Annotated in this window: 18 protein-coding genes and 2 pseudogenes; 12 read left to right on the top strand and 8 right to left on the bottom strand. The window is 53.1% G+C overall.

The genetic code is table 11. The features are described 5' to 3' along the window. Positions 1 to 75: 75 nt before the first annotated feature. Positions 76 to 3,105 carry a DUF6531 domain-containing protein gene (locus tag RB151_RS08850; protein WP_021228991.1) on the top strand — a complete coding sequence of 1,010 codons (3,030 nt, stop codon included), beginning with the start codon at positions 76 to 78 and terminating at the stop codon, positions 3,103 to 3,105. Positions 3,106 to 3,303: 198 nt separating this feature from the next. On the opposite strand, the gene RB151_RS08845 is transcribed toward RB151_RS08850, so the two are convergent. The 4 genes from RB151_RS08845 to intI1 all read right to left on the bottom strand — a co-directional run bounded on the left by RB151_RS08845 (position 3,304) and on the right by intI1 (position 9,238). Next, entirely contained in the window at positions 3,304 to 4,308 is a 1,005-nt protein-coding gene (locus tag RB151_RS08845; protein ID WP_000427623.1) for an IS110-like element IS4321 family transposase, read from the bottom strand. 78 nt (positions 4,309 to 4,386) lie between these two features. Beyond that, entirely contained in the window at positions 4,387 to 7,359 is a 2,973-nt protein-coding gene (locus RB151_RS08840) for a Tn3 family transposase (protein ID WP_001138073.1), read from the bottom strand. Positions 7,360 to 7,361: 2 nt separating this feature from the next. Further along, a complete protein-coding gene (locus RB151_RS08835; RefSeq protein ID WP_001162012.1) occupies positions 7,362 to 7,919 on the bottom strand; it encodes a recombinase family protein in 558 nt (185 codons plus the stop codon). 305 nt (positions 7,920 to 8,224) lie between these two features. After that, positions 8,225 to 9,238, bottom strand: a complete 1,014-nt coding sequence (gene intI1, locus RB151_RS08825) for a class 1 integron integrase IntI1 (protein WP_000845054.1) — start codon at positions 9,236 to 9,238, stop codon at positions 8,225 to 8,227. A 149-nt stretch (positions 9,239 to 9,387) separates the two neighbouring features. Between intI1 and RB151_RS08815 the strand changes: the two genes are divergently transcribed. The 6 genes from RB151_RS08815 to RB151_RS08790 all read left to right on the top strand — a co-directional run bounded on the left by RB151_RS08815 (position 9,388) and on the right by RB151_RS08790 (position 14,433). After that, positions 9,388 to 9,942, top strand: a complete 555-nt coding sequence (locus tag RB151_RS08815; RefSeq protein ID WP_032488579.1) for an aminoglycoside N-acetyltransferase AAC(6')-Ib3 — start codon at positions 9,388 to 9,390, stop codon at positions 9,940 to 9,942. A gap of 81 nt (positions 9,943 to 10,023) precedes the next feature. Next, on the top strand, positions 10,024 to 10,851 hold the full coding sequence (locus tag RB151_RS08810; protein WP_001007673.1) for an oxacillin-hydrolyzing class D beta-lactamase OXA-2: 828 nt from the start codon (positions 10,024 to 10,026) through the stop codon (positions 10,849 to 10,851). 60 nt (positions 10,852 to 10,911) lie between these two features. Further along, a complete protein-coding gene (locus RB151_RS23180) occupies positions 10,912 to 11,202 on the top strand; it encodes a DUF1010 domain-containing protein (RefSeq protein WP_000470556.1) in 291 nt (96 codons plus the stop codon). Positions 11,203 to 11,306: 104 nt separating this feature from the next. Continuing rightward, the gene (locus RB151_RS08800) at positions 11,307 to 11,654 is read left to right on the top strand and encodes a quaternary ammonium compound efflux SMR transporter QacE delta 1 (RefSeq protein ID WP_000679427.1); all 348 of its coding nucleotides are present in this window, start codon (positions 11,307 to 11,309) and stop codon (positions 11,652 to 11,654) included. Further along, positions 11,648 to 12,487, top strand: coding sequence for a sulfonamide-resistant dihydropteroate synthase Sul1 (gene sul1, locus RB151_RS08795; RefSeq protein ID WP_000259031.1), 840 nt, complete (start codon positions 11,648 to 11,650; stop codon positions 12,485 to 12,487). The genes RB151_RS08800 and sul1 overlap by 7 nt, the downstream gene beginning before the upstream one ends. Positions 12,488 to 12,891: 404 nt before the next feature. After that, positions 12,892 to 14,433, top strand: a complete 1,542-nt coding sequence (locus tag RB151_RS08790) for an IS91-like element ISCR1 family transposase (protein WP_000050481.1) — start codon at positions 12,892 to 12,894, stop codon at positions 14,431 to 14,433. 197 nt (positions 14,434 to 14,630) lie between these two features. On the opposite strand, the gene RB151_RS08785 is transcribed toward RB151_RS08790, so the two are convergent. Further along, positions 14,631 to 15,335 carry an IS6-like element IS26 family transposase gene (locus tag RB151_RS08785; RefSeq protein ID WP_001067855.1) on the bottom strand — a complete coding sequence of 235 codons (705 nt, stop codon included), beginning with the start codon at positions 15,333 to 15,335 and terminating at the stop codon, positions 14,631 to 14,633. A gap of 159 nt (positions 15,336 to 15,494) precedes the next feature. Between RB151_RS08785 and RB151_RS08780 the strand changes: the two are divergent. Together RB151_RS08780 and armA are read left to right on the top strand one after the other, a co-directional pair. Next, positions 15,495 to 16,334 (top strand): annotated as a pseudogene (locus RB151_RS08780) (IS5 family transposase); the annotation flags it as partial. A 325-nt stretch (positions 16,335 to 16,659) separates the two neighbouring features. Next, positions 16,660 to 17,433: a 16S rRNA (guanine(1405)-N(7))-methyltransferase ArmA gene (gene armA, locus RB151_RS08775; RefSeq protein ID WP_000359986.1), complete on the top strand. Its 774-nt coding sequence runs from the start codon at positions 16,660 to 16,662 to the stop codon at positions 17,431 to 17,433. Here armA and RB151_RS24605 read toward each other — a convergent pair. After that, positions 17,414 to 17,623: an aminomethyltransferase beta-barrel domain-containing protein gene (locus RB151_RS24605; RefSeq protein ID WP_172691603.1), complete on the bottom strand. Its 210-nt coding sequence runs from the start codon at positions 17,621 to 17,623 to the stop codon at positions 17,414 to 17,416. The two genes, armA and RB151_RS24605, sit on opposite strands and share 20 nt — an antisense overlap. 291 nt (positions 17,624 to 17,914) lie before the next feature. After that, positions 17,915 to 18,100 (bottom strand): hypothetical protein, encoded by a 186-nt coding sequence (locus RB151_RS08765; RefSeq protein WP_002026779.1) that lies wholly within the window; start codon positions 18,098 to 18,100, stop codon positions 17,915 to 17,917. Between the two features lie 48 nt (positions 18,101 to 18,148). On the opposite strand from RB151_RS08765, the pseudogene RB151_RS08760 reads away from it, so the two are divergent. Further along, positions 18,149 to 18,901: pseudogene (locus tag RB151_RS08760) on the top strand (IS4-like element ISEc29 family transposase); the annotation flags it as partial. A 32-nt stretch (positions 18,902 to 18,933) separates the two neighbouring features. Here RB151_RS08760 and RB151_RS08755 read toward each other — a convergent pair. Continuing rightward, positions 18,934 to 21,942, bottom strand: a complete 3,009-nt coding sequence (locus tag RB151_RS08755) for a Tn3 family transposase (RefSeq protein ID WP_071547993.1) — start codon at positions 21,940 to 21,942, stop codon at positions 18,934 to 18,936. A gap of 163 nt (positions 21,943 to 22,105) precedes the next feature. Between RB151_RS08755 and RB151_RS08750 the strand changes: the two genes are divergently transcribed. Both RB151_RS08750 and RB151_RS08745 read left to right on the top strand, forming a co-directional pair. Further along, positions 22,106 to 22,663 (top strand): recombinase family protein, encoded by a 558-nt coding sequence (locus tag RB151_RS08750; protein ID WP_001235713.1) that lies wholly within the window; start codon positions 22,106 to 22,108, stop codon positions 22,661 to 22,663. Positions 22,664 to 22,845: 182 nt separating this feature from the next. Next, positions 22,846 to 23,706, top strand: coding sequence for a broad-spectrum class A beta-lactamase TEM-1 (locus tag RB151_RS08745; protein WP_000027057.1), 861 nt, complete (start codon positions 22,846 to 22,848; stop codon positions 23,704 to 23,706). The last annotated feature ends 78 nt before the right edge of the window (positions 23,707 to 23,784 follow it).

Here is a 23,784-nt window from a genome sequence, read left to right as displayed (position 1 = left end):
AAAGGGCAAAAACGCAGTCGTTGATAACGACTCTCCCACCTGAAAATAGCTCCAGCATAAAAACTGGAGCTGTAAATGAGATCGAGACCTTCCCTTTTACTGATGCGAAACCTGCGGTCATTGGCCGTTGTGGTGCTCGCAACTTTGCCATGCGTTGCTTTTGCACAATGGCGGGTTGTAGCCGTGAGCACCGAAGTAGACAAAATGCGCTTCAACACCATCATAGACGCGCATTCCTTCATGAAGAATTATCGCTCTGGTGAGGAGCAAGGGAAGGGAACGCCAGTTGGGGATGCGCTTTATCCGGTTGCCAGTTATGGTGATGGCCGTTATGTCTCCAGGATCTGTTTTAAGTATCTAGGTGCTACTGGCGATTATGACCCCACTACCTGCACTGGCGACCCAGCTACGGTCTACTGGCGCTCAACCTATGTTCTGCCGGGTGAGATGGATAAAACACCGTTCCTGGACAGGGATCTCGGCTTACCAACAACGACCATGTGTGTAGGGAACCCTATCCATCTTGGCACCGGCAACAAGTTCCAGGCTGAACTGGATTATCAAAGCGGAGGCTCCGACCCTTTCACATTCACCAGATACTACAATAGCCACCTTCCTGATGAAGAGCTCGGCGGCTGGCGGCATACCTACTCGCGGAGCGTCGAGGTCAACGCCTCGAAGTACGGTGAGAACATGGTTGTCCTGCACCGGCCAGAAGGGCAACAACTCGCGTTCTACAACTCGTCCTCTGTCTGGGTGCCAACATGGAAAACCGATGATACCTTGACGAAGGATGCTACCGGCTGGCGTTACACTCAATCTGACGGGGTAGTCGAGGCCTATGATGAAACCGGACGACTGACCGGCATCGAGAAGCCCAACGGCAATCACATCACCCTGAGCTATCTGAACGGAGAGCTATCCTCGATCACTGACGGCTTTGGCCGCAACATCCAGTTCCAGCATCAAGATGGCCGCATGGTCAGTGTCACCGATCCTGCTGGTGGCAGTATTCAGTACCAGTACAACAGCGCTGGCAAGCTGGCGGAAGTGATCTACCAGGACAATACGAGCCGCAGCTATCTCTACGATGACCCGAATGCACCGGGTTTGCTCTCTGGGCTGGTGGACGAGAACGGCAACCGTTTCGCCACATGGGGATATGATGCTCAGGGGATGGCAGTTCTAAGTGAACACGCCGGGGGCGCAGAGAAGACTCAGGTAAGCTACAACGCTGACGGAAGCGTCTCTGTCACCAACGCCCTCGGCCACGTTCAGCGATATACCTACAGCCGTCACAACGGGATGCTCAAGCCTGATGTTGTTGAGGGTGCGCCGTGTACCGGCTTTGTGGGAGGCAAGGAAACCTACGTCTACGACAGCAAAGGCCTCGTCTCCAGCATTACAGATCGTGCTGGACAGAAGCGCACGTTCACCCATAACGACCGGGGATTGGAAACCACCCAGATAGACCAGGATGGGGGCAAGGTTACGACCGACTGGCTTCCTTCCAAGTCGCTCCCTGCAAAAATCACGGAACCAACCAGGATCACTGAGCTTACCTACGACACTCATCTCCGGGTGATAAGCCGCAAGGTCACAGATCGCAGCTCGGGCGCTTCCCGGACATGGACCTACACCTATGCCCCTGTTGGTACAGGAAAGCCGAGCCTGTTGGCCTCGGTTGATGGTCCGCGCACCGACGTCAGCGATGTTACGACATTTGACTACGATGACCAGGGCAACCTGATCCGGACAACAAACGCGCTGGGGCAGGTGATGCAGTTTGGTGACTACGACGCGAACGGTCGCGCCGGGACCATTCAGGGCGTCAACGGTGTAACCCAAACCCTCACCTATGACGCCAGAGGAAGACTTGTCAGCTCCACTGGACCAGAAGGAACCACGGCCTACAACTATGATGCTGTGGGCCTCCTGAGCTCGCTGACTAAGCCAAATGGTGCAACCGTCAGCTATGAGTACGACGCTGCACATCGGCTGGTGGCGGAAACAGATGCACAGGGCAACCGGCGCGAGCTTGAGCTCAATGACCTCGGGAACCCAGTAGAAGAGCGACTGCTCGATGCGCTGGGCCAGACCCGTTGGATAGAGCGCCGGATCTTCAACGAAATCGGCTGGCTCTCCAGTGTCTCCGACGCCTATAGCAATCAGTCATCGTTTTCCTACGATGTGGTGGCAAACCTGATACAGGAGACCAGTCCCTCTGGTAACACACACTCCTACAAGTACGACGGCTTCCATCACCGGACACAAACGACCGATCCACTCGGGAAGGTCACGCAGGTGCTCTACAAGGATACCGGCGATGTTTACCGTGTCTCCGACCCTCGTTCGCGCCTGACCTACTACAGCTACAACGGCTTTGGCGAAGTGACTCAGGTCCGGAGCCCGGACACCGGCACCACCGACATTACCTATGACGAAGCCGGTAACGTGGCAACGCGCAAGACGGCCAAGGGACAAACCACAAGCTACAGCTACGACGCGCTGAACCGGATCATCGAGGCATCCAGCGGTGTCGCTGGCGAATCGCCAATTCTGTACGGGTACGACGAAGCAACCTCACCATACGGCATGGGCCGCTTGACCTCAGTCGATGATGGCAACGGTGTCCGGAGATATGGCTATACACCCGAAGGATGGTTGGCTTACGAGACCTGGGAAACCCACGGGCAGAGCCTTACTACCCAGTACCAATACGATGGTGCAGGCCTCATCACGAAGATCACGTATCCCAGTGGTCGTGAGGTTTCCTACACCCGTGATTTAGCCGGTGACGTCATCGAGGTGGCAACGACACAAGCAGGCACCACAACAAGCCTGGCAAGCCAGATCGAGCGAGCGCCCTTTGGCCCCGTCACCAGTATGGTCAGATGGAACGGCATTTCAGAAAGTCGCTCTTTGGATCTCAATTACCGAGTCACCGGCATCGACGCTACTAGAGTGCATTCGCTGGTCTATCGGTACACGCCAGACTCGTTGATTTCAGCCATAGACGACAATCTGGGGTCGTCTCAGAAAACGGAATCTATGGTCACTCCCGTTTTTGCAACACCGATTTTGACGACAAGTTGGCTTGCTTGAATCTATCCGGCGTCTGAATGGGATTTTATTCCCGCGCCTTGATGAGTTCCGCGCCTGATGAACCTCCAGAAAATATACGGCTTCAATGAGCCTTTCCGTTTTACAGGTTCCTCAACAGGCCGGTGGGCCGTTAGTATCATCAATATCAGTATTCGCAAAACCAGATCAGTAATTCTTTAAACCGGTGTATTTCTGCCGTTATGCTACATAAGTTTGCTGTCGTGCCGTTAGGGCCCAGGCTATTCTGGCCAGCTTGTTTGCCAGAGCACAAGTGACGACAAAGTTGCTTTTCCGGCACAGTAAATCCCTGACCCAATCGGCCAATTTGCCAGACTGGTGTTCCAGTTTTTGTATGAATACCCTGGCACATTGAACCAACAAAGTTCGGATCTTTTTATTACCTCGCTTACTAATTCCCAGCAATGTCGTCCTACCTCCCGTGCTGTACTGCCGAGGTACAAGCCCTGTTGCCGCCGCAAAGTCACGGCTGCTGGCGTACTGCTTCCCGTCGCCAATCTCAGTTGAAATAGTACTCGCTGTCAGTGTTCCGACGCAGGGAATGCTCAGCAAGCGCTGTCCAACCTCATCTTCGTCCAACTTTCGTTTCAACTGGGATTCCAAATCTTTAATCTGCTCAACAAGATAGTGATAATGCTGTTGTAATTTCAGCAATAACTGGCTGAGGTAAAGAGGCAAACTATTATCCTCAAGAATGGTACTCAGTCGGCTAATAACGGCAGCTCCTCGGGGAACGCTAATGCCAAATTCCAGCAGAAAAGCATGCATTTGATTGGTTGTTTTTACCTTATCCTGAACCAGGGATTCACGGACACGATGCAGAGCCCGCATTGCCTGCTGAGATTCCGTTCTGGGCTGCACAAAACGCATAGACGGACGCGATGCAGCTTCACAAATAGCTTCGGCGTCGACAAAGTCGTTTTTATTGCTTTTAACGAACGGGCGGACAAATTGTGGTGATATCAGCTTTGGGGAATGCCCCAACTCTTCCAACTTGCGTGCCATAAAGTGAGAACCGCCACAGGCTTCCATTGCGATGGTTGTAGCGGGGCATGTCGCCAAAAATTCGATCAACTTTGGCCGGGTAAATTTTTTACGGTAAACAGCCTTCCCGCGACGATCCTGGCAATGAATATGGAAAGAGTTTTTACCCAGATCGATACCAATGAGCGCAATGTTTTCCATGATAGTTCTCCGAATGAAAGCCTGTCCTCAGCATAGTACCGGGAAGGAGGGAGTGACCATCTCATTAAATAAAGCACGCTAAGCCGGTGGCAGCGGTCGCAATGGCCTAAACTTCCCCGCACCGACCTTGGCGCTGCTGCGCCATAGGTAATCGCCGGTCAGGTTGATGTGCTCCCACCCCAGCGGCGACAGATATTGCAACAATGTGTCGTCCAGCGCCGTGCCGTTGCCACGCAAAGCACTGGTGGCACGCTCCAGATATACCGTGTTCCACAACACGATGGCCGCCGTCACCAGATTGAGGCCGCTGGCCCGGTAGCGCTGCTGCTCAAAACTGCGGTCGCGGATTTCACCCAATCGGTAGAAGAAGACCGCCCTGGCCAGCGCGTTGCGCGCCTCGCCCTTATTCAGCCCCGCATGGACGCGGCGGCGCAGCTCCACGCTTTGCAGCCAATCCAAAATGAACAGCGTGCGCTCGATGCGCCCCAGCTCGCGCAACGCCACGGCCAAGCCGTTCTGGCGCGGGTAGCTGCCGAGTTTGCGCAGCATCAGCGAAGCCGTTACCGTGCCTTGCTTGATGGAGGTGGCCAGCCGCAGAATTTCATCCCAATGGGCGCGTATTTGCTTGATGTTCAGCCTGTCGCTGCTAATCATCGGCTTGAGCGCGTCATAGGCGGCATCGCCCTTGGGGATGAATAGCTTGGTTTCGCCCAAGTCACGGATACGCGGCGCGAAGCGAAATCCCAGCAAATGCATCAAGCCAAACACGTGATCGGTGAAGCCTGCCGTGTCGGTGTAGTGTTCCTCGATGCGCAAGTCCGACTCGTGGTACAGCAGGCCATCAAGCACGTAAGTTGAATCACGAATGCCCACGTTGACCACCTTGGCACTGAAGGGCGCGTACTGGTCGGAGATATGGGTGTAGAAAGTCCGTCCTGGACTGCTTCCATACTTCGGGTTGATATGACCAGTGCTTTCTGCTTTGCTGCCGGTTCTGAAGTTCTGGCCGTCCGACGATGACGTGGTGCCGTCACCCCAGTTGCCGGCGAAGGGTTGCCGAAACTGCGCATTCACCAGCTCGGCCAGCGCCGTCGAATAGGTTTCATCGCGGATGTGCCAGGCTTGCAGCCAAGACAGCTTGGCGTAGGTGGTGCCAGGGCAGGACTCGGCCATTTTGGTCAGACCCAGGTTGATCGCGTCGGCCAGGATCGTCGTCAACAGCAAGGTTTTGTCCTTGGCCGTGTCGCTGGTCTTCAGGTGTGTGAAGTGGCGGGTGAAGCCCGTCCATTCATCGACCTCCATCAGCAACTCGGTGATTTTGAGGTGCGGCAGCAGCATAGCTGTCTGGTCGATCATGGCTTGCGCGGCGTCTGGTACTGCCGCGTCCAGCGGCGTGATCTTCAGGCCTGACGCGGTGGTGATGATGGCATCCGGTAAGTCGTTGGCCGCAGCCATGCGGTTGACTGTGGCGAGTTGCGCCTCCAACAATTCCAACCGGTCATGCAGGTATTGGTCGCAGTCGGTGGCCACTGCCAGCGGCAATTCGCTGGCCAGCTTCAAAGTGGCGAACTTCTCGACCGGCACCAGGTATTCGTCGAAGTCCTTGAACTGGCGAGAACCCTGCACCCAGACATCACCGGAGCGCAGCGCGTTCTTCAGCTCCGACAGGGCGCATAACTCGTAGTAACGCCGGTCGATGCCGTCGTCGGTCAGAACCAGCTTTGCCCAGCGCGGCTTGATGAATGCGGTTGGCGCATCGGCGGGCACCTTGCGCGCGCTGTCGCTGTTCATGCCGCGCAGCATGTCGATGGCATCGAGCACACCCTTGGCGGCGGGCGCAGCCCGCAATTTGAGCACGCCCAGGAACTGCGGCGCGTAGCGGCGTAGCGTGGCATAGCTTTCACCGATGTGGTGCAGGAAATCAAAGTCGGCAGGCCGCGCCAATGTTTGCGCTTCGGTGACGCTGGCGGCGAAGGTGTCCCAGGGCATAACGGCCTCGATGGCGGCGAACGGATCGCTGCCGCTTTGCTTGGCCTCAATCAACGCTTGACCGATGCGCCCATACATCCGCACCTTGTCGTTGATCGCCTTGCCGGAAGCCTGGAACTGCTGCTGATGCTTGTTCTTGGCCGCGTTGAACAGCTTGCCGATGATGCGATCGTGAAGGTCGATGATTTCATCGGTGACGGTGGCCATGCCTTCGATGGCCAGCGCTACCAGCGTGGCATAGCGTCGTTGCACCTCGAACTTTGCCAGATCAGCAGGCGTCATCTGGCCACCTTCACGAGCGATTTTGAGCAGGCGGTTCTGGTGAACCTGCCGCTCGATGCCTGCGGGCAGATCAAGTGCTTGCCAGGATTTCAGGCGCTCAATATGTTCGAGCATGTGGCGAGAGTTCGGTTTGGCAGGCGACTGGCGCAGCCATGCCAGCCACGTCACTTTACTGCCGTCCTTGCGCTTGAGAAGTTCGTCCAGGCGCTGACGGTGGGGTGATAACAAAGAATCGGTCAGCGCCGCGTAAATGCGTCGGTTGGCACGGGTGATGGCCTCGGCGCTTGCGCGCTCGATGGCATTCATGGCGGGCAGGATAATGCTCTGCCGCCGCAGATTCTCGACAAGTGCGCTCGCCAGCACGATGCCTTTGTCGGTCTGCAAGGCCAGCTCGGTCAATGTATGCACGGCTTGCCGATAGTGGCTCATGGTGAAGGGCTTGAACCCAAAAACCGTTTGCAGCTCGACCAAGTGCTCCCGCCGTGTCTGTTCGCGCTGGCCGTACTCGCTCCAACTTTCCACTGGCATCTTGAGTTGCGCGGCCACCATGCGCAACAGGGGCGGAAACGGAGGCTCATCGACGCCCAAAAAGGTGCCAGGGAATCGCAAGTAGCAAAGCTGCACAGCGAAGCCCAATCGATTCGCGGCGCCGCGACGCTGACGGATCACCGACAGGTCGGTTTCGTTGAACGTGTAGTGCCGTATCAGTTCGTCTTTGGCATCTGGCAGTGCCAGCAGGCTTTCGCGCTCGGTGGCGGACAGGATTGAGCGGCGTGGCATGGTCAGTCTTCCCGCAGGTACTGGTACAAGGTTTCGCGGCTGATGCCGAAGTCACGGGCCACCAAGGTTTTTTGGTCGCCTGCCGCAACTCGCCGTTTCAACTCGGCAATTTGTTCGCTGTTCAGCGATTTCTTTCGTCCCCGGTAGGCACCGCGCTGCTTGGCCAGCACGATTCCCTCGCGCTGACGTTCGCGGATCAGGGCGCGCTCGAACTCAGCGAAGGCTCCCATGACCGACAGCATCAGATTGGCCATCGGTGAGTCCTCGCCGGTGAACTTCAGCCCTTCTTTGACGAACTCCATGCGCACGCCCCGTTGTGTCAGCCCTTGGACGATGCGGCGCAGGTCATCAAGGTTGCGTGCCAGCCTGTCCATGCTATGCACCACCACGGTGTCGCCCTCGCGGACGAAGGCCAGCAGCCTTTCCAGCTCGGGACGCTGGGTGTCCTTGCCAGAAGCCTTGTCGGTGAACACCCGCGCCACCTGAACACCCTCCAATTGCCGTTCCGGGTTCTGGTCGAAGCTGCTGACGCGGACATAGCCGATGCGTTGACCTTGCAAGATGCCTCCAAAGGCAAAAGTGTCAGGATGAAATCTATTACCTTTGACGGAATATGTCAATCAATAGGAAATTTAACTCTATTCTGACATCGTTTGCACATGGTGTCGTTTTCAGAAGACGGCTGCACTGAACGTCAGAAGCCGACTGCACTATAGCAGCGGAGGGGTTGGATCCATCAGGCAACGACGGGCTGCTGCCGGCCATCAGCGGACGCAGGGAGGACTTTCCGCAACCGGCCGTTCGATGCGGCACCGATGGCCTTCGCGCAGGGGTAGTGAATCCGCCAGGATTGACTTGCGCTGCCCTACCTCTCACTAGTGAGGGGCGGCAGCGCATCAAGCGGTGAGCGCACTCCGGCACCGCCAACTTTCAGCACATGCGTGTAAATCATCGTCGTAGAGACGTCGGAATGGCCGAGCAGATCCTGCACGGTTCGAATGTCGTAACCGCTGCGGAGCAAGGCCGTCGCGAACGAGTGGCGGAGGGTGTGCGGTGTGGCGGGCTTCGTGATGCCTGCTTGTTCTACGGCACGTTTGAAGGCGCGCTGAAAGGTCTGGTCATACATGTGATGGCGACGCACGACACCGCTCCGTGGATCGGTCGAATGCGTGTGCTGCGCAAAAACCCAGAACCACGGCCAGGAATGCCCGGCGCGCGGATACTTCCGCTCAAGGGCGTCGGGAAGCGCAACGCCGCTGCGGCCCTCGGCCTGGTCCTTCAGCCACCATGCCCGTGCACGCGACAGCTGCTCGCGCAGGCTGGGTGCCAAGCTCTCGGGTAACATCAAGGCCCGATCCTTGGAGCCCTTGCCCTCCCGCACGATGATCGTGCCGTGATCGAAATCCAGATCCTTGACCCGCAGTTGCAAACCCTCACTGATCCGCATGCCCGTTCCATACAGAAGCTGGGCGAACAAACGATGCTCGCCTTCCAGAAAACCGAGGATGCGAACCACTTCATCCGGGGTCAGCACCACCGGCAAGCGCCGCGACGGCCGAGGTCTTCCGATCTCCTGAAGCCAGGGCAGATCCGTGCACAGCACCTTGCCGTAGAAGAACAGCAAGGCCGCCAATGCCTGACGATGCGTGGAGACCGAAACCTTGCGCTCGTTCGCCAGCCAGGACAGAAATGCCTCGACTTCGCTGCTGCCCAAGGTTGCCGGGTGACGCACACCGTGGAAACGGATGAAGGCACGAACCCAGTTGACATAAGCCTGTTCGGTTCGTAAACTGTAATGCAAGTAGCGTATGCGCTCACGCAACTGGTCCAGAACCTTGACCGAACGCAGCGGTGGTAACGGCGCAGTGGCGGTTTTCATGGCTTGTTATGACTGTTTTTTTGTACAGTCTATGCCTCGGGCATCCAAGCAGCAAGCGCGTTACGCCGTGGGTCGATGTTTGATGTTATGGAGCAGCAACGATGTTACGCAGCAGTAAAACAAAGTTAGGCATCACAAAGTACAGCATCGTGACCAACAGCAACGATTCCGTCACACTGCGCCTCATGACTGAGCATGACCTTGCGATGCTCTATGAGTGGCTAAATCGATCTCATATCGTCGAGTGGTGGGGCGGAGAAGAAGCACGCCCGACACTTGCTGACGTACAGGAACAGTACTTGCCAAGCGTTTTAGCGCAAGAGTCCGTCACTCCATACATTGCAATGCTGAATGGAGAGCCGATTGGGTATGCCCAGTCGTACGTTGCTCTTGGAAGCGGGGACGGATGGTGGGAAGAAGAAACCGATCCAGGAGTACGCGGAATAGACCAGTTACTGGCGAATGCATCACAACTGGGCAAAGGCTTGGGAACCAAGCTGGTCCGAGCTCTGGTTGAGTTGCTGTTCAATGATCCCGAGGTCACCAAGATCCAAACGGACCCGTCGCCGAGCAACTTGCGAGCGATCCGATGCTACGAGAAAGCGGGGTTTGAGAGGCAAGGTACCGTAACCACCCCAGATGGTCCAGCCGTGTACATGGTTCAAACACGCCAGGCATTCGAGCGAACACGCAGTGATGCCTAACCCTTCCATCGAGGGGGACGTCCAAGGGCTGGCGCCCTTGGCCGCCCCTCATGTCAAACGTTGGGCATTAAGGAAAAGTTAATGGCAATCCGAATCTTCGCGATACTTTTCTCCATTTTTTCTCTTGCCACTTTCGCGCATGCGCAAGAAGGCACGCTAGAACGTTCTGACTGGAGGAAGTTTTTCAGCGAATTTCAAGCCAAAGGCACGATAGTTGTGGCAGACGAACGCCAAGCGGATCGTGCCATGTTGGTTTTTGATCCTGTGCGATCGAAGAAACGCTACTCGCCTGCATCGACATTCAAGATACCTCATACACTTTTTGCACTTGATGCAGGCGCTGTTCGTGATGAGTTCCAGATTTTTCGATGGGACGGCGTTAACAGGGGCTTTGCAGGCCACAATCAAGACCAAGATTTGCGATCAGCAATGCGGAATTCTACTGTTTGGGTGTATGAGCTATTTGCAAAGGAAATTGGTGATGACAAAGCTCGGCGCTATTTGAAGAAAATCGACTATGGCAACGCCGATCCTTCGACAAGTAATGGCGATTACTGGATAGAAGGCAGCCTTGCAATCTCGGCGCAGGAGCAAATTGCATTTCTCAGGAAGCTCTATCGTAACGAGCTGCCCTTTCGGGTAGAACATCAGCGCTTGGTCAAGGATCTCATGATTGTGGAAGCCGGTCGCAACTGGATACTGCGTGCAAAGACGGGCTGGGAAGGCCGTATGGGTTGGTGGGTAGGATGGGTTGAGTGGCCGACTGGCTCCGTATTCTTCGCACTGAATATTGATACGCCAAACAGAATGGATGATCTTTTCAAGAGGGAGGCAATCGTGCGGGCAATCCTTCGCTCTATTGAAGCGTTACCGCCCAACCCGGCAGTCAACTCGGACGCTGCGCGATAAAACCGCGCAGCGCCGGTTACTTCAACGTTAGTACCACTGAAACCCTCCTTTATTTCGCCCATGTTTATTCAAACGGCATTCAGTTTCTCAAACGCTGTGCAGCGCTGGGTTTGCCGTTTCTCTGGGCTTCGCCTGGTGGCGTTACGCTGGTTTGTGGTCTTTTTGGCCTCTGGCCCTTGTGTAGCAAGCGCGAGCAGCTATTTTTTTCGTAGTGCTGTGCCGCCTCGGTGGCACCGTGCCTTTTCGCAGTTAGCGCCCGTCGCCAAGTTACGGTTATCCGTTTTGGCTTCTGGCTCTAACATTTCGGTCAAGCCGACCCGCATTCTGCGGTCGGCTTACCTCGCCCGTTAGATGCACTAAGCACATAATTGCTCACAGCCAAACTATCAGGTCAAGTCTGCTTTTATTATTTTTAAGCGTGCATAATAAGCCCTACACAAATTGGGAGATATATCATGAAAGGCTGGCTTTTTCTTGTTATCGCAATAGTTGGCGAAGTAATCGCAACATCCGCATTAAAATCTAGCGAGGGCTTTACTAAGCTTGCCCCTTCCGCCGTTGTCATAATCGGTTATGGCATCGCATTTTATTTTCTTTCTCTGGTTCTGAAATCCATCCCTGTCGGTGTTGCTTATGCAGTCTGGTCGGGACTCGGCGTCGTCATAATTACAGCCATTGCCTGGTTGCTTCATGGGCAAAAGCTTGATGCGTGGGGCTTTGTAGGTATGGGGCTCATAATTGCTGCCTTTTTGCTCGCCCGATCCCCATCGTGGAAGTCGCTGCGGAGGCCGACGCCATGGTGACGGTGTTCGGCATTCTGAATCTCACCGAGGACTCCTTCTTCGATGAGAGCCGGCGGCTAGACCCCGCCGGCGCTGTCACCGCGGCGATCGAAATGCTGCGAGTCGGATCAGACGTCGTGGATGTCGGACCGGCCGCCAGCCATCCGGACGCGAGGCCTGTATCGCCGGCCGATGAGATCAGACGTATTGCGCCGCTCTTAGACGCCCTGTCCGATCAGATGCACCGTGTTTCAATCGACAGCTTCCAACCGGAAACCCAGCGCTATGCGCTCAAGCGCGGCGTGGGCTACCTGAACGATATCCAAGGATTTCCTGACCCTGCGCTCTATCCCGATATTGCTGAGGCGGACTGCAGGCTGGTGGTTATGCACTCAGCGCAGCGGGATGGCATCGCCACCCGCACCGGTCACCTTCGACCCGAAGACGCGCTCGACGAGATTGTGCGGTTCTTCGAGGCGCGGGTTTCCGCCTTGCGACGGAGCGGGGTCGCTGCCGACCGGCTCATCCTCGATCCGGGGATGGGATTTTTCTTGAGCCCCGCACCGGAAACATCGCTGCACGTGCTGTCGAACCTTCAAAAGCTGAAGTCGGCGTTGGGGCTTCCGCTATTGGTCTCGGTGTCGCGGAAATCCTTCTTGGGCGCCACCGTTGGCCTTCCTGTAAAGGATCTGGGTCCAGCGAGCCTTGCGGCGGAACTTCACGCGATCGGCAATGGCGCTGACTACGTCCGCACCCACGCGCCTGGAGATCTGCGAAGCGCAATCACCTTCTCGGAAACCCTCGCGAAATTTCGCAGTCGCGACGCCAGAGACCGAGGGTTAGATCATGCCTAGCATTCACCTTCCGGCCGCCCGCTAAATATCTCCTTTTGGGTTGTTAATAAAACATCCAATAAGTTGACTGTGCGTGAAAAAGAAAGTTTTGTGTGATGGCGTTGAAGATCGCACCGTTAAGCTCTTATGTGGGATGGTGCAGAGCTCGACGACTACCGATAAAACGCAACCGCCGCAAACAGACAAGAAAAAGCCCCAACTGATAACAGTTGGGGCTTCAGTATTGTGATTGGTGGAGCAATAGCACCCTGAACCCAAAACCTTCTCGCTCAACCGGTAGTGGCTGATAACAACTCGTGAGGGCTATTGCGGGTTAAGCATTTAGCGATGTCTAGGGCCAGACTGGACGTCTGAACGCAAGCCGCTGATACTGTACATAACCACAGTATCAGCGGAGGATACCCATGTCGCTGGCAAGGAACGCCACGGCGAGTCAATCGCCCACTCAAACAAACGGTTACGAACGCCACCAACCCGACCAGACGCTGCTCTACCAGCTGGTTGAGCAGCACTACCCAGCCTTCAAAGCCTCACTCGAAGCCCAAGGTCAACACCTGCCTCGCTACATCCAACAAGAATTCAACGACCTCCTCCAATGTGGCCGTCTGGAGTATGGTTTCATGCGGGTTCGCTGCGAGGATTGTCATCACGAGCGTCTGGTCGCCTTCAGCTGTAAACGACGCGGCTTTTGCCCTAGCTGCGGTGCCCGCCGGATGGCCGAGAGTGCGGCGCTGCTGATAGACGAAGTCTTCCCCAAGGAGCCCATTCGCCAGTGGGTGCTCAGCTTTCCTTTCCAGCTACGCTTTTTGCTGGCTCGCCATCCCCAGCTGATGGGCCAGGTCTTGAGTATCGTCTATCGTACACTCTCAACTCATCTGATCAAAAAAGCCGGTTACACCAAAGCCTCTGCACAAACTGGCTCAGTGACTCTTATCCAACGCTTTGGCTCCGCGCTAAATCTCAATGTCCACTACCACATGCTGTTTCTCGATGGTGTCTATGCCGAAGATGACTATGGCAAGCAACGCTTCCATCGTGTCAAGGCACCCACTTACGATGAGCTGAATACGCTCGCTCACACCCTCAGCCATCGCATCGCTCGCTGCATGGAAAAGCGTGGGATTTTGGAGCGTGATGCCGAGAATACGTGGTTGACACTGGAAGAGGGCGAAGACGATACGCTGACTCAATTACATGGTGCTTCGGTTACGTATCGCATTGCCGTCGGCCCCCAGCAAGGGCGCAAAGTCTTCACCCTGCAAACCTTGCCAGGGCGTGAGGATAAAGCCGACTCAAGCAGTCGAGTAGCCAACCATGCTGGTTTCTCGCTACACGCCGGTGTGATGGCCGAAGCGCATCAGCGGGATAAGCTTGAGCGCTTGTGTCGCTACATTAGTCGGCCAGCGGTTTCAGAAAAACGTCTGGCATTAACCGCCAATGGGCAGGTGCGTTACGAGCTCAAAACTCCGTACCGCAATGGCACCACCCATGTGATCTTCGAGCCGCTGGACTTCATCGCCAAACTCGCTGCGTTGGTACCTAAGCCGCGAGTCAACCTCACACGCTTCCACGGCGTCTTTGCACCGAACAGCAAACACCGAGTTCAAGTAACACCCGCCAAGCGGGGCAAGAAGCCCGACAAATCGGAAGGTCTCGATACTAACTGGCGTGACAAGAGTCCTGCAGAGCGCCACCGCGCCATGACCTGGATGCAACGCCTCAAGCGAGTCTTCAATATTGATATTGAAGTCTGCGAACACTGCGGCGGTCACGTCAAAGTGATTGCCAGCATCGAAGATCCGAAGGTCATTGAGCAGATTCTCAAGCATCTGAAACAGAAAACAGCCAAGGCGAATGCCGCCAAGCAGCGTGAGCTGCCACCAGAACGAGCGCCGCCACTGACTCCCAGCCTGTTCGATCCATCACAGAGTCGTCTCTTTGACTGACGACCCCAAATCCAACACTGCTCAACACTGCCAACTTTTAAACGGGGCGGTGGGGCAGTTTGTATCTCTCGAGCTATCAGGCTAGAGATTTTACCGCCAAATCGAACCTTATTAGAGCGGTTTAGGCTGGACCGGCAGTTAAAATGGCACTGTTGCAAAGTTAGCGATGAGGCAGCCTTTTGTCTTATTCAAAGGCCTTACATTTCAAAAACTCTGCTTACCAGGCGCATTTCGCCCAGGGGATCACCATAATAAAATGCTGAGGCCTGGCCTTTGCGTAGTGCACGCATCACCTCAATACCTTTGATGGTGGCGTAAGCCGTCTTCATGGATTTAAATCCCAGCGTGGCGCCGATTATCCGTTTCAGTTTGCCATGATCGCATTCAATCACGTTGTTCCGGTACTTAATCTGTCGGTGTTCAACGTCAGACGGGCACCGGCCTTCGCGTTTGAGCAGAGCAAGCGCGCGACCATAGGCGGGCGCTTTATCCGTGTTGATGAATCGCGGGATCTGCCACTTCTTCACGTTGTTGAGGATTTTACCCAGAAACCGGTATGCAGCTTTGCTGTTACGACGGGAGGAGAGATAAAAATCGACAGTGCGGCCCCGGCTGTCGACGGCCCGGTACAGATACGCCCAGCGGCCATTGACCTTCACGTAGGTTTCATCCATGTGCCACGGGCAAAGATCGGAAGGGTTACGCCAGTACCAGCGCAGCCGTTTTTCCATTTCAGGCGCATAACGCTGAACCCAGCGGTAAATCGTGGAGTGATCGACATTCACTCCGCGTTCAGCCAGCATCTCCTGCAGCTCACGGTAACTGATGCCGTATTTGCAGTACCAGCGTACGGCCCACAGAATGATGTCACGCTGAAAATGCCGGCCTTTGAATGGGTTCATGTGCAGCTCCATCAGCAAAAGGGGATGATAAGTTTATCACCACCGACTATTTGCAACAGTGCCGTTAAAATTGGGGCTTGAGCGGTAAACGAGTGAGGGAATTTCAGGTAAGATACTTCGGATGAGGAGCAAAAAGGTGGTTTATACTTCCTATACCCCTGGATGGACGAACAAGCCATTAAGCAGTGGCATTGCCTGGTCCACCATGGCCGCCGAGGGAGAGGTTTCCACTACAGTGACACCGCCATTGAGACGGCCCTGATGCTAAAAGGCTTGTTCAAGTTGCCGCTGCGGGCGCTAGAAGGCTTCATTAACTCGTTGTTCCAACTGATGGCGGTGCCTTTGCAGTCGCCGGACTATAGCTGTATCAGCAAGCGCGCCAAGACCGTCGACATCAAGTACCGCCTCCCCAGCCAAGGCCCGGTGGCTCACTTGGTCATTGATGCCACCGGCCTCAAGGTCTATGGCGAAGGCGAATGGAAAATTCGCAAACACGGCAAGGAGAAGCGACGAGTGTGGCGCAAGCTCCACTTGGCGGTGGATGCCACAACCCATGCGGTCATCGCTGCCGAAGTCAGCCTGGAGACGGTGGCGGATAACGAGGTGTTACCGACGTTGCTCAACCCCTTACGACGCAAGATAAAACAGGTCAGCGCCGATGGTGCGTATGACACCAAGGCCTGTCATGCGCTACTGAAGAAAAAGGGGGCGAAAGCCACCATACCGCCGAGAAAAAATGCGGCACCGTGGGAGGAAGGCCATCCCCGCAACGAGGCGGTGACGGCGCTCAAGGCCGGTGAACTGAAGCAATGGAAGAAAGACTCCGGCTATCACCAGCGCTCGATAGCCGAGACCGCCATGTACCGGTTCAAGCAACTCATCGGGCCAACGCTGAGCCTGCGGAACTACAACGCCCAGGTGGGCGAAATCCTGGCTGGCGTGAAGGTGATGAACAAGCTGATAGGGCTTGGTATGCCTGTTCGCCAGCCAGTGAATTGAGTGGTATCAACGGGTTGGGGAACGGCCATCCAGCGACGGATTTGGTCAACAACGCCGATAACACCTCGAAATCGGAGTTTATATGGCTTCGTGGGGGAGTTATGTGTTTGAGCTTTGTCGCATTAACGCGAATCAGGGGTTGACGGCAGAAATGGACTGGAATTACACTTCTTAGAGTCGGCGTTGCCGGAAAATTCTGATTGGATTAGTTGTTCGGGGTGCGAAAACAGTCGTAGTTCGGGGGAAAAACCGAATTTTGACCCGAAACCGCAAAAAACCCGAAATGACAGTTCCTATCAAATACTTAACTTGTAGGTTCTTTCAAATGGATAAGAATGATGTTGTTAAGAAGATACTTGAATCAAAAAAGTACGAAAACCTTGATTCAGATATTGTTGAAAAGGTTGTTTCCATTTCTGAGAAGAAATATAAATTAAAGGAAGTTGAGAATTATTCTAAAAAGAAATTGCATCAAATATGGGGGTCTTACTATTCTGCCTATCCTAATTGGGATAAATTATTAAAAAAGTACAATCAGGGGCAGTTATCAATAGAAGATTTACTAAAGATTCATTCTTCGACGAATGAAAGAGTCGCAACATTAAATGACTTTTACACTTATGTATTTGGAAATATCAAACATGTCTCATCTATTTTAGATTTTGGTTGTGGCTTCAATCCATTAGCTTTATACCAATGGAATGAAAATGAAAAAATAATATATCATGCATACGATATTGATAGAGCTGAGATAGCTTTTTTGAGTAGCATTATTGGGAAGTTAAAGACGACGATAAAGTATAGGTTTTTGAATAAAGAGAGTGATGTCTACAAAGGTACTTATGATGTAGTATTCCTTTTAAAGATGCTTCCTGTGCTAAAACAGCAAGATGTAAATATCTTGGATTTCCTACAGCTTTTTCATACTCAAAACTTTGTAATATCTTTTCCAATAAAGTCTTTATCTGGAAAGGAGAAGGGAATGGAAGAGAATTACCAGCTATGGTTTGAATCTTTTACAAAAGGTTGGATAAAAATCCTTGATTCGAAGGTTATAGGGAATGAGTTAGTATATATTACTAGTGGATTTCAGAAATAACTCCGCCTCCAAGGCACTCATTTTCTTGGAAAAGTACTAAACTCTGTCCAACGGCTGGAGCCCATTGTGGTGCAGAAAATTCAAATATATATCCATTTTCATTCTGGGTTACTTTTACTGGTGTATCCTGACTTCTATAACGGATAGATGCTGTATAGTTATTATTAAGTAATGAAGTTTCGTTTATCAAGTGCAATTCTGAAACACTTACTATGTTTTTCCAAAGTTTTGGATTATCTTTTCCTTGGACAACATAGAGGATATTTTGAGGAAAAGATAGGTTTCAACTACAGTTTAGAAGGTTAAAAACAAATGCATGCATGGCTCAAAAGCAATCTAGGGAAGGTGCGAATAAGCGGGGAAATTCTTCTCGGCTGACTCAGTCATTTCATTTTTTCCTGTTTGAGCCGTTTTTTCTCCCGTAAATGCACTGTATACCGATATGGGCAGGGCGAAGCGCTAAAGTACAACAATCTTATTGTTAGCTATTGTCTTGGCGTTCCAGAAAATCTTTAAACTCAATAGTATAAAGCCGTAACAGCACCATGGTTAACGCAAAAATAATTGGCCCATAAATCAAACCAATTAAACCAAAGAGTTGCAAACCACCTGAGGTATCCCCAGAAATTCTGTAGTTAAAATAAAATGTTAGTTGATTGGGGAACATTCATGGCGGTTCCTGATCTGATCATTCGCCAAAACTCCCACACCGCGGATGCTCACCATGAATGTAAAAGCTATGCTCGCTGATTTCCTCACCTTTGTCACGCCAAAATCAATGCATAAAGCCCGATTTTCGGTTTTGCTAGATGCGGTAACCGCCCTGGCAAAGGATGCGTGTTGCACCGTTACTGCGATTGGCCGGGCGATGCCTGGCTCTTCAGATAAGGTCAGTATCAAACGGGCAGATCGTCTACTCAATAATCCTAACCTGCAACGAGAGCTGCCATTGATTTATGCTGCGCTGACGGCTTCTATTGTTGGCCATAAAACTAAGCCGATGATTTTGGTTGACTGGAGCAATGCCGATACTGCCAAGCGACACTTTATCCTGCGTGCCAGCATTGCCGCTGACGGTAGAGCGTTGACTCTGCTACAGAAGATTGCCGCCGCAGAAGATTATACCTGCCCACACCTACACGGGGCGTTTTTAAAGCAGCTTAAAGCCATGCTACCCAAGGACTGTAAGCCCGTAATTGTCACTGACGCGGGGTTTAAAGTTCCATGGCTGAAACAAGTGCGTAAGCTGGGATGGCATTATGTAGCTAGAGTTCGAGGCAATGTGAAGCTTAAATTGGCAGAGCAGGACAAGTTTATCAGTGTTAATCAGCTTTATCGGCAAGCGAAGAAGGATCCAAAAAGTGTAGGAAAAATCATGCTTGCCCAAACACAACACTATGAAACGCAGGCCGTCCTGGTTGGCAAAGGTTATAAGCTATTGAAACGCGATAAAAATAAGACGTATAAGGGGTTTGAGGGCCAATGGAACGAAAACGTACGCTAAGAAGTTAATTCATTGTTTAAATTGAAATTTAGTTCTCTCAGTTCCCCCTTCAAAATATCCTCCGGTAGCGTAAACGTATAATGCCCCAGCATATTGATATGCCCGTGCATCAGTGGGGACAACCGGGCGATATCTTCAACCCCGATTTCTTCTCCATTACTGCGTATCCAGCTCAGGGCTTCCTGCATATAAAGTGTGTTCCACAGTACCACTGCGTTAGTGACCAGGCCCAGTGCCCCCAGCTGATCTTCCTGACCTTCACGATAGCGCTTTCTGATCTCACCGCGCTGCCCGTAGCAGATCGCCCTCGCCACAGCATGGCGGCCTTCCCCCCGGTTTAGCTGCGTCAGGATCCGCCGACGATAATCCTCATCATCAATATAATTAAGAAGGTACAGCGTCTTGTTGACGCGCCCCACTTCCATGATCGCCTGTGCCAGCCCTGATGGGCGCGAGCTTTTCAGCAAAGAGCGAATGAGTTCTGAAGCATGAATGGTGCCCAGTTTCAGCGAACCGGCGGTTCGCATCATCTCATCCCACTGATCCTCGGCTTTCGACAGATCGGCACAACCACGTGCCAGTTCGTCCAGTGCACCGTAATTTGCCGATTTATCCACTCGCCAGAATACCGCTTCACCGGCATCGGCAAGCCGGGGGGAAAACTGGTATCCCAGCAGCCAGAAGAGGCCAAAAATAATGTCGCTGGTACCGGCTGTGTCTGTCATGATCTCAACCGGATTCAGCCCTGTCTGCTGCTCCAGAAGGCCTTCCAGCACAAAAATGGAATCTCGTAATGTGCCGGGGACAACGATGCCGTGGAATCCAGAGTACTGATCAGAGACGAAGTTGTACCAGGTGATGCCACGTCCGGAACCAAAATATTTTCTGTTAGGTCCTGAATTGACGGTTTTCACCGGCGTGACAAAGCGCATGCCATCAGCTGAAGCCACTTCGCCACCACCCCAGCGGCCAGCAAGCTCCAGTGTGGACTGAAAATCAACCAGGCGGGCATTGGCGCTGACCAGCGTTTCTGCCCGGAGGTAATTCTGTTTTACCCAGCTAAGCCGGTGGCGCGTCAGCGCCGGTATATTGTGCTTTATCAGCGGTTCCAGCCCGATATTGCAGGCCTCTGCCATCAGGACCGCGCACAGGCTGATGTGCAGATCCTGTGCCCGGGCCCCGGATTCACTGACATGCGTAAACTCACGTGTAAATCCCGTTCTGGCATCTATTTCAAGCAACAGTTCCGTCAAATCTACTGGCGGGAGTAGCAGCCTTACCCGACTGTTGAGACGATGCAACGATGGTGGCTCCTCCAGTTTCTCCAGGCTGCTGATAGTCAGGGAAGGATGTTTACCGTCATGGCAAATATGAACCTCCGCATTTCCTTCAAAGCGGGATGCGACGGTTTTCCAGGTTTCATCTAGCTGGACCGCCAACTGTTGCACGCCTTTATGTCCATCAGTGGGATGTCCCAGCGCCCGGCAAATGGGGACCCGCTGAGCCTGCCATTCTTCCCCCTGCAACAGCTTCTCGCGGGGATTTCCCCAGCGATCGCTGTTTTCGAGCCAGATGTCCCTTCGACGTAGTGCATCCTGAAGGCGCTCCAGCAGACAAAGCGAGTAACCGGCACGCTGTATCCGGCCCTCCGCATCGTATACCAGGCGTTTCCAGGGGCCGGTAATAATATGTTCAGGCGCATTGTCCAGGATGCGCTTTTTCGAGCCGTTCAGTTCGGTCAGATAATGAATGGCGGACAACGTATGTTCTCCGGCTGGCGCTGCCTGGAAATGCAGGTCGCGCAATACCGCCGGAAGAAAGCGCTTTACCCGCCCGTACTGCTCCACCATTTCGTCATGGAAATTGTTGTTCTGAGGCCGGGCCAGCTCATTTACCTTGCTGACGGATTCTGCCAGCCTGCTTTTCGGTATGCTGTTGAATATGGTCTCCCTCAGTTCAGCATCGTCAGCCTGTTCATCCAGCAACAATGAACATGCCCGCGCCAATATTAGCGCAGCACGATCAAGATCTTTAAGCGTCCTGAGCCGTTTTTTCTGCCCCGTTTTCTTCGCCGCACGAGTGATATCCAGTATCAGCATATCGAGCACATCAACGGCCTCATCCAGCGCCGCAGTCTCCTGCGCTTTAACGAATGCTGTGAGTACGGCCAGTTTTCTCTGCTGTGGCATTCGCGCGATATATTTTACCGACGCCATGCCTGCGTAACGGGCCAAATTACGCAGTTGTATAGCAGGCAGACCGGTAAAATTCAGTCGGGAAAATTCCAGGTTTCGCAGCCGGATATATCGCTCCAGCGCTTCGGTAAATGCCGGGCCGCTGACGGTGACCGGTCCCTTTTTCAGTTGCTCCAGCGGTGAAGTACGCTGCCCCTCAGGAATGTCCAGAAGCTCCGTCACGCGGGCGGTCTGCCAGCTGTCCGGCAACGCGGCCAGTTTCTTCCACAGCCGCTGATTTGCCCGTTCGCGTATTTCACTGACGAGACGTACAAGTGTGGTTGCTCCGGGCAGCAGGACCTTATTCTGAAGCAGCCACGCGGTGGCAAAATCAAACATAAGGCCGGGTCGCTCATTACTGAGCCATGCGCGGGTGTACAGCAGGCGCTTCAGGCGGAAAGACCAGGGGAAATCGCCAAATTCATGGTAACCGTAATATTCCTTAATCAGCGCAGTATGCTCTCTGAGGGTGGTAACCCGTTCTGCGTAGCGGGTAAGGACTTCCGGACGGCGAATATTAAGCTGCACCGCGACAAATTGCTGAACACCTGGCAGAACCCGGGTTAAGTCTGTCAGAAAGGTGCCCAGAAAACGGGCGGTGGTGAGCTGAAGCGCAATTCCCAGCCGGTTATGCCTTCCCCGCCGCTGGTTAATGAAGGCAAGATCCCGCTCATCAAGATGAAAATAGCGCGCCAGCTGCACGTCATTGGGTTCTGCAACATAGCGACCATAATTCAGTTCCTGCTCAGTGGTCAGAAAATCGACGGGCATACCGGCCTCCCTGCCTGATGGTCATGAATTAACAATTTCGCAACCGTCCGAAATATTATAAATTATCGGACATCGTAAAACTGTTACATTAATATGTCTATTAAATCGTAAATTTGTAATAATAGACATGAGTTGTCCGATATTCGATTTAAGGTACATTTTTATGCGACTTTTTGGTTACGCTCGGGTCTCAACCAGTCAGCAGTCTCTTGATCTTCAGGTCAGAGCACTCAAAGACGCAGGTGTGAAAGCAAACCGTATATTTACCGATAAGGCATCCGGCAGTTCAACAGACCGGGAAGGGCTGGATTTGCTGAGGATGAAGGTGGAGGAAGGTGATGTCATTCTGGTTAAGAAGCTCGACCGTCTTGGCCGCGACACTGCCGATATGATCCAACTGATAAAGGAATTTGACGCTCAGGGCGTGGCAGTCCGGTTCATTGATGACGGGATCAGTACCGACGGTGATATGGGGCAAATGGTGGTCACCATCCTGTCGGCTGTGGCACAGGCTGAACGCCGGAGGATCCTAGAACGCACGAATGAGGGCCGACAGGAAGCAAAGCTGAAAGGAATCAAATTTGGCCGCAGGCGTACCGTGGACAGGAACGTCGTGCTGACGCTTCATCAGAAGGGCACTGGTGCAACGGAAATTGCTCATCAGCTCAGTATTGCCCGCTCCACGGTTTATAAAATTCTTGAAGACGAAAGGGCCTCGTGATACGCCTATTTTTATAGGTTAATGTCATGATAATAATGGTTTCTTAGACGTCAGGTGGCACTTTTCGGGGAAATGTGCGCGGAACCCCTATTTGTTTATTTTTCTAAATACATTCAAATATGTATCCGCTCATGAGACAATAACCCTGGTAAATGCTTCAATAATATTGAAAAAGGAAGAGTATGAGTATTCAACATTTTCGTGTCGCCCTTATTCCCTTTTTTGCGGCATTTTGCCTTCCTGTTTTTGCTCACCCAGAAACGCTGGTGAAAGTAAAAGATGCTGAAGATCAGTTGGGTGCACGAGTGGGTTACATCGAACTGGATCTCAACAGCGGTAAGATCCTTGAGAGTTTTCGCCCCGAAGAACGTTTTCCAATGATGAGCACTTTTAAAGTTCTGCTATGTGGTGCGGTATTATCCCGTGTTGACGCCGGGCAAGAGCAACTCGGTCGCCGCATACACTATTCTCAGAATGACTTGGTTGAGTACTCACCAGTCACAGAAAAGCATCTTACGGATGGCATGACAGTAAGAGAATTATGCAGTGCTGCCATAACCATGAGTGATAACACTGCTGCCAACTTACTTCTGACAACGATCGGAGGACCGAAGGAGCTAACCGCTTTTTTGCACAACATGGGGGATCATGTAACTCGCCTTGATCGTTGGGAACCGGAGCTGAATGAAGCCATACCAAACGACGAGCGTGACACCACGATGCCTGCAGCAATGGCAACAACGTTGCGCAAACTATTAACTGGCGAACTACTTACTCTAGCTTCCCGGCAACAATTAATAGACTGGATGGAGGCGGATAAAGTTGCAGGACCACTTCTGCGCTCGGCCCTTCCGGCTGGCTGGTTTATTGCTGATAAATCTGGAGCCGGTGAGCGTGGGTCTCGCGGTATCATTGCAGCACTGGGGCCAGATGGTAAGCCCTCCCGTATCGTAGTTATCTACACGACGGGGAGTCAGGCAACTATGGATGAACGAAATAGACAGATCGCTGAGATAGGTGCCTCACTGATTAAGCATTGGTAACTGTCAGACCAAGTTTACTCATATATACTTTAGATTTGAAATGTAAGGCCTTTGAATAAGACAAAAGGCTGCCTCATC

The organism is Providencia rettgeri (genome assembly GCF_001874625.1).
Classification (GTDB): Bacteria; Pseudomonadota; Gammaproteobacteria; order Enterobacterales; family Enterobacteriaceae; genus Providencia; species Providencia huashanensis.
This window is presented reverse-complemented; position numbering and strand designations above follow the sequence as displayed.

Bases quoted from the DNA above. Each gene is read 5' to 3' on its own strand.
- RB151_RS23180 (WP_000470556.1), top strand. From the start codon at position 10,912: ATGTTTATTCAAACGGCATTCAGTTTCTCAAACGCTGTGCAGCGCTGG.
- RB151_RS08810 (WP_001007673.1), top strand. From the start codon at position 10,024: ATGGCAATCCGAATCTTCGCGATACTTTTCTCCATTTTTTCTCTTGCC.
- RB151_RS08790 (WP_000050481.1), top strand. From the start codon at position 12,892: ATGTCGCTGGCAAGGAACGCCACGGCGAGTCAATCGCCCACTCAAACA.
- armA (WP_000359986.1), top strand. From the start codon at position 16,660: ATGGATAAGAATGATGTTGTTAAGAAGATACTTGAATCAAAAAAGTAC.
- RB151_RS08785 (WP_001067855.1), bottom strand. From the start codon at position 15,335: ATGAACCCATTCAAAGGCCGGCATTTTCAGCGTGACATCATTCTGTGG.
- RB151_RS08800 (WP_000679427.1), top strand. From the start codon at position 11,307: ATGAAAGGCTGGCTTTTTCTTGTTATCGCAATAGTTGGCGAAGTAATC.
- RB151_RS08755 (WP_071547993.1), bottom strand. From the start codon at position 21,942: ATGCCCGTCGATTTTCTGACCACTGAGCAGGAACTGAATTATGGTCGC.
- RB151_RS08745 (WP_000027057.1), top strand. From the start codon at position 22,846: ATGAGTATTCAACATTTTCGTGTCGCCCTTATTCCCTTTTTTGCGGCA.
- intI1 (WP_000845054.1), bottom strand. From the start codon at position 9,238: ATGAAAACCGCCACTGCGCCGTTACCACCGCTGCGTTCGGTCAAGGTT.
- RB151_RS08750 (WP_001235713.1), top strand. From the start codon at position 22,106: ATGCGACTTTTTGGTTACGCTCGGGTCTCAACCAGTCAGCAGTCTCTT.
- sul1 (WP_000259031.1), top strand. From the start codon at position 11,648: ATGGTGACGGTGTTCGGCATTCTGAATCTCACCGAGGACTCCTTCTTC.
- RB151_RS08845 (WP_000427623.1), bottom strand. From the start codon at position 4,308: ATGGAAAACATTGCGCTCATTGGTATCGATCTGGGTAAAAACTCTTTC.
- RB151_RS08840 (WP_001138073.1), bottom strand. From the start codon at position 7,359: ATGCCACGCCGCTCAATCCTGTCCGCCACCGAGCGCGAAAGCCTGCTG.
- RB151_RS08765 (WP_002026779.1), bottom strand. From the start codon at position 18,100: ATGTTCCCCAATCAACTAACATTTTATTTTAACTACAGAATTTCTGGG.
- RB151_RS08850 (WP_021228991.1), top strand. From the start codon at position 76: ATGAGATCGAGACCTTCCCTTTTACTGATGCGAAACCTGCGGTCATTG.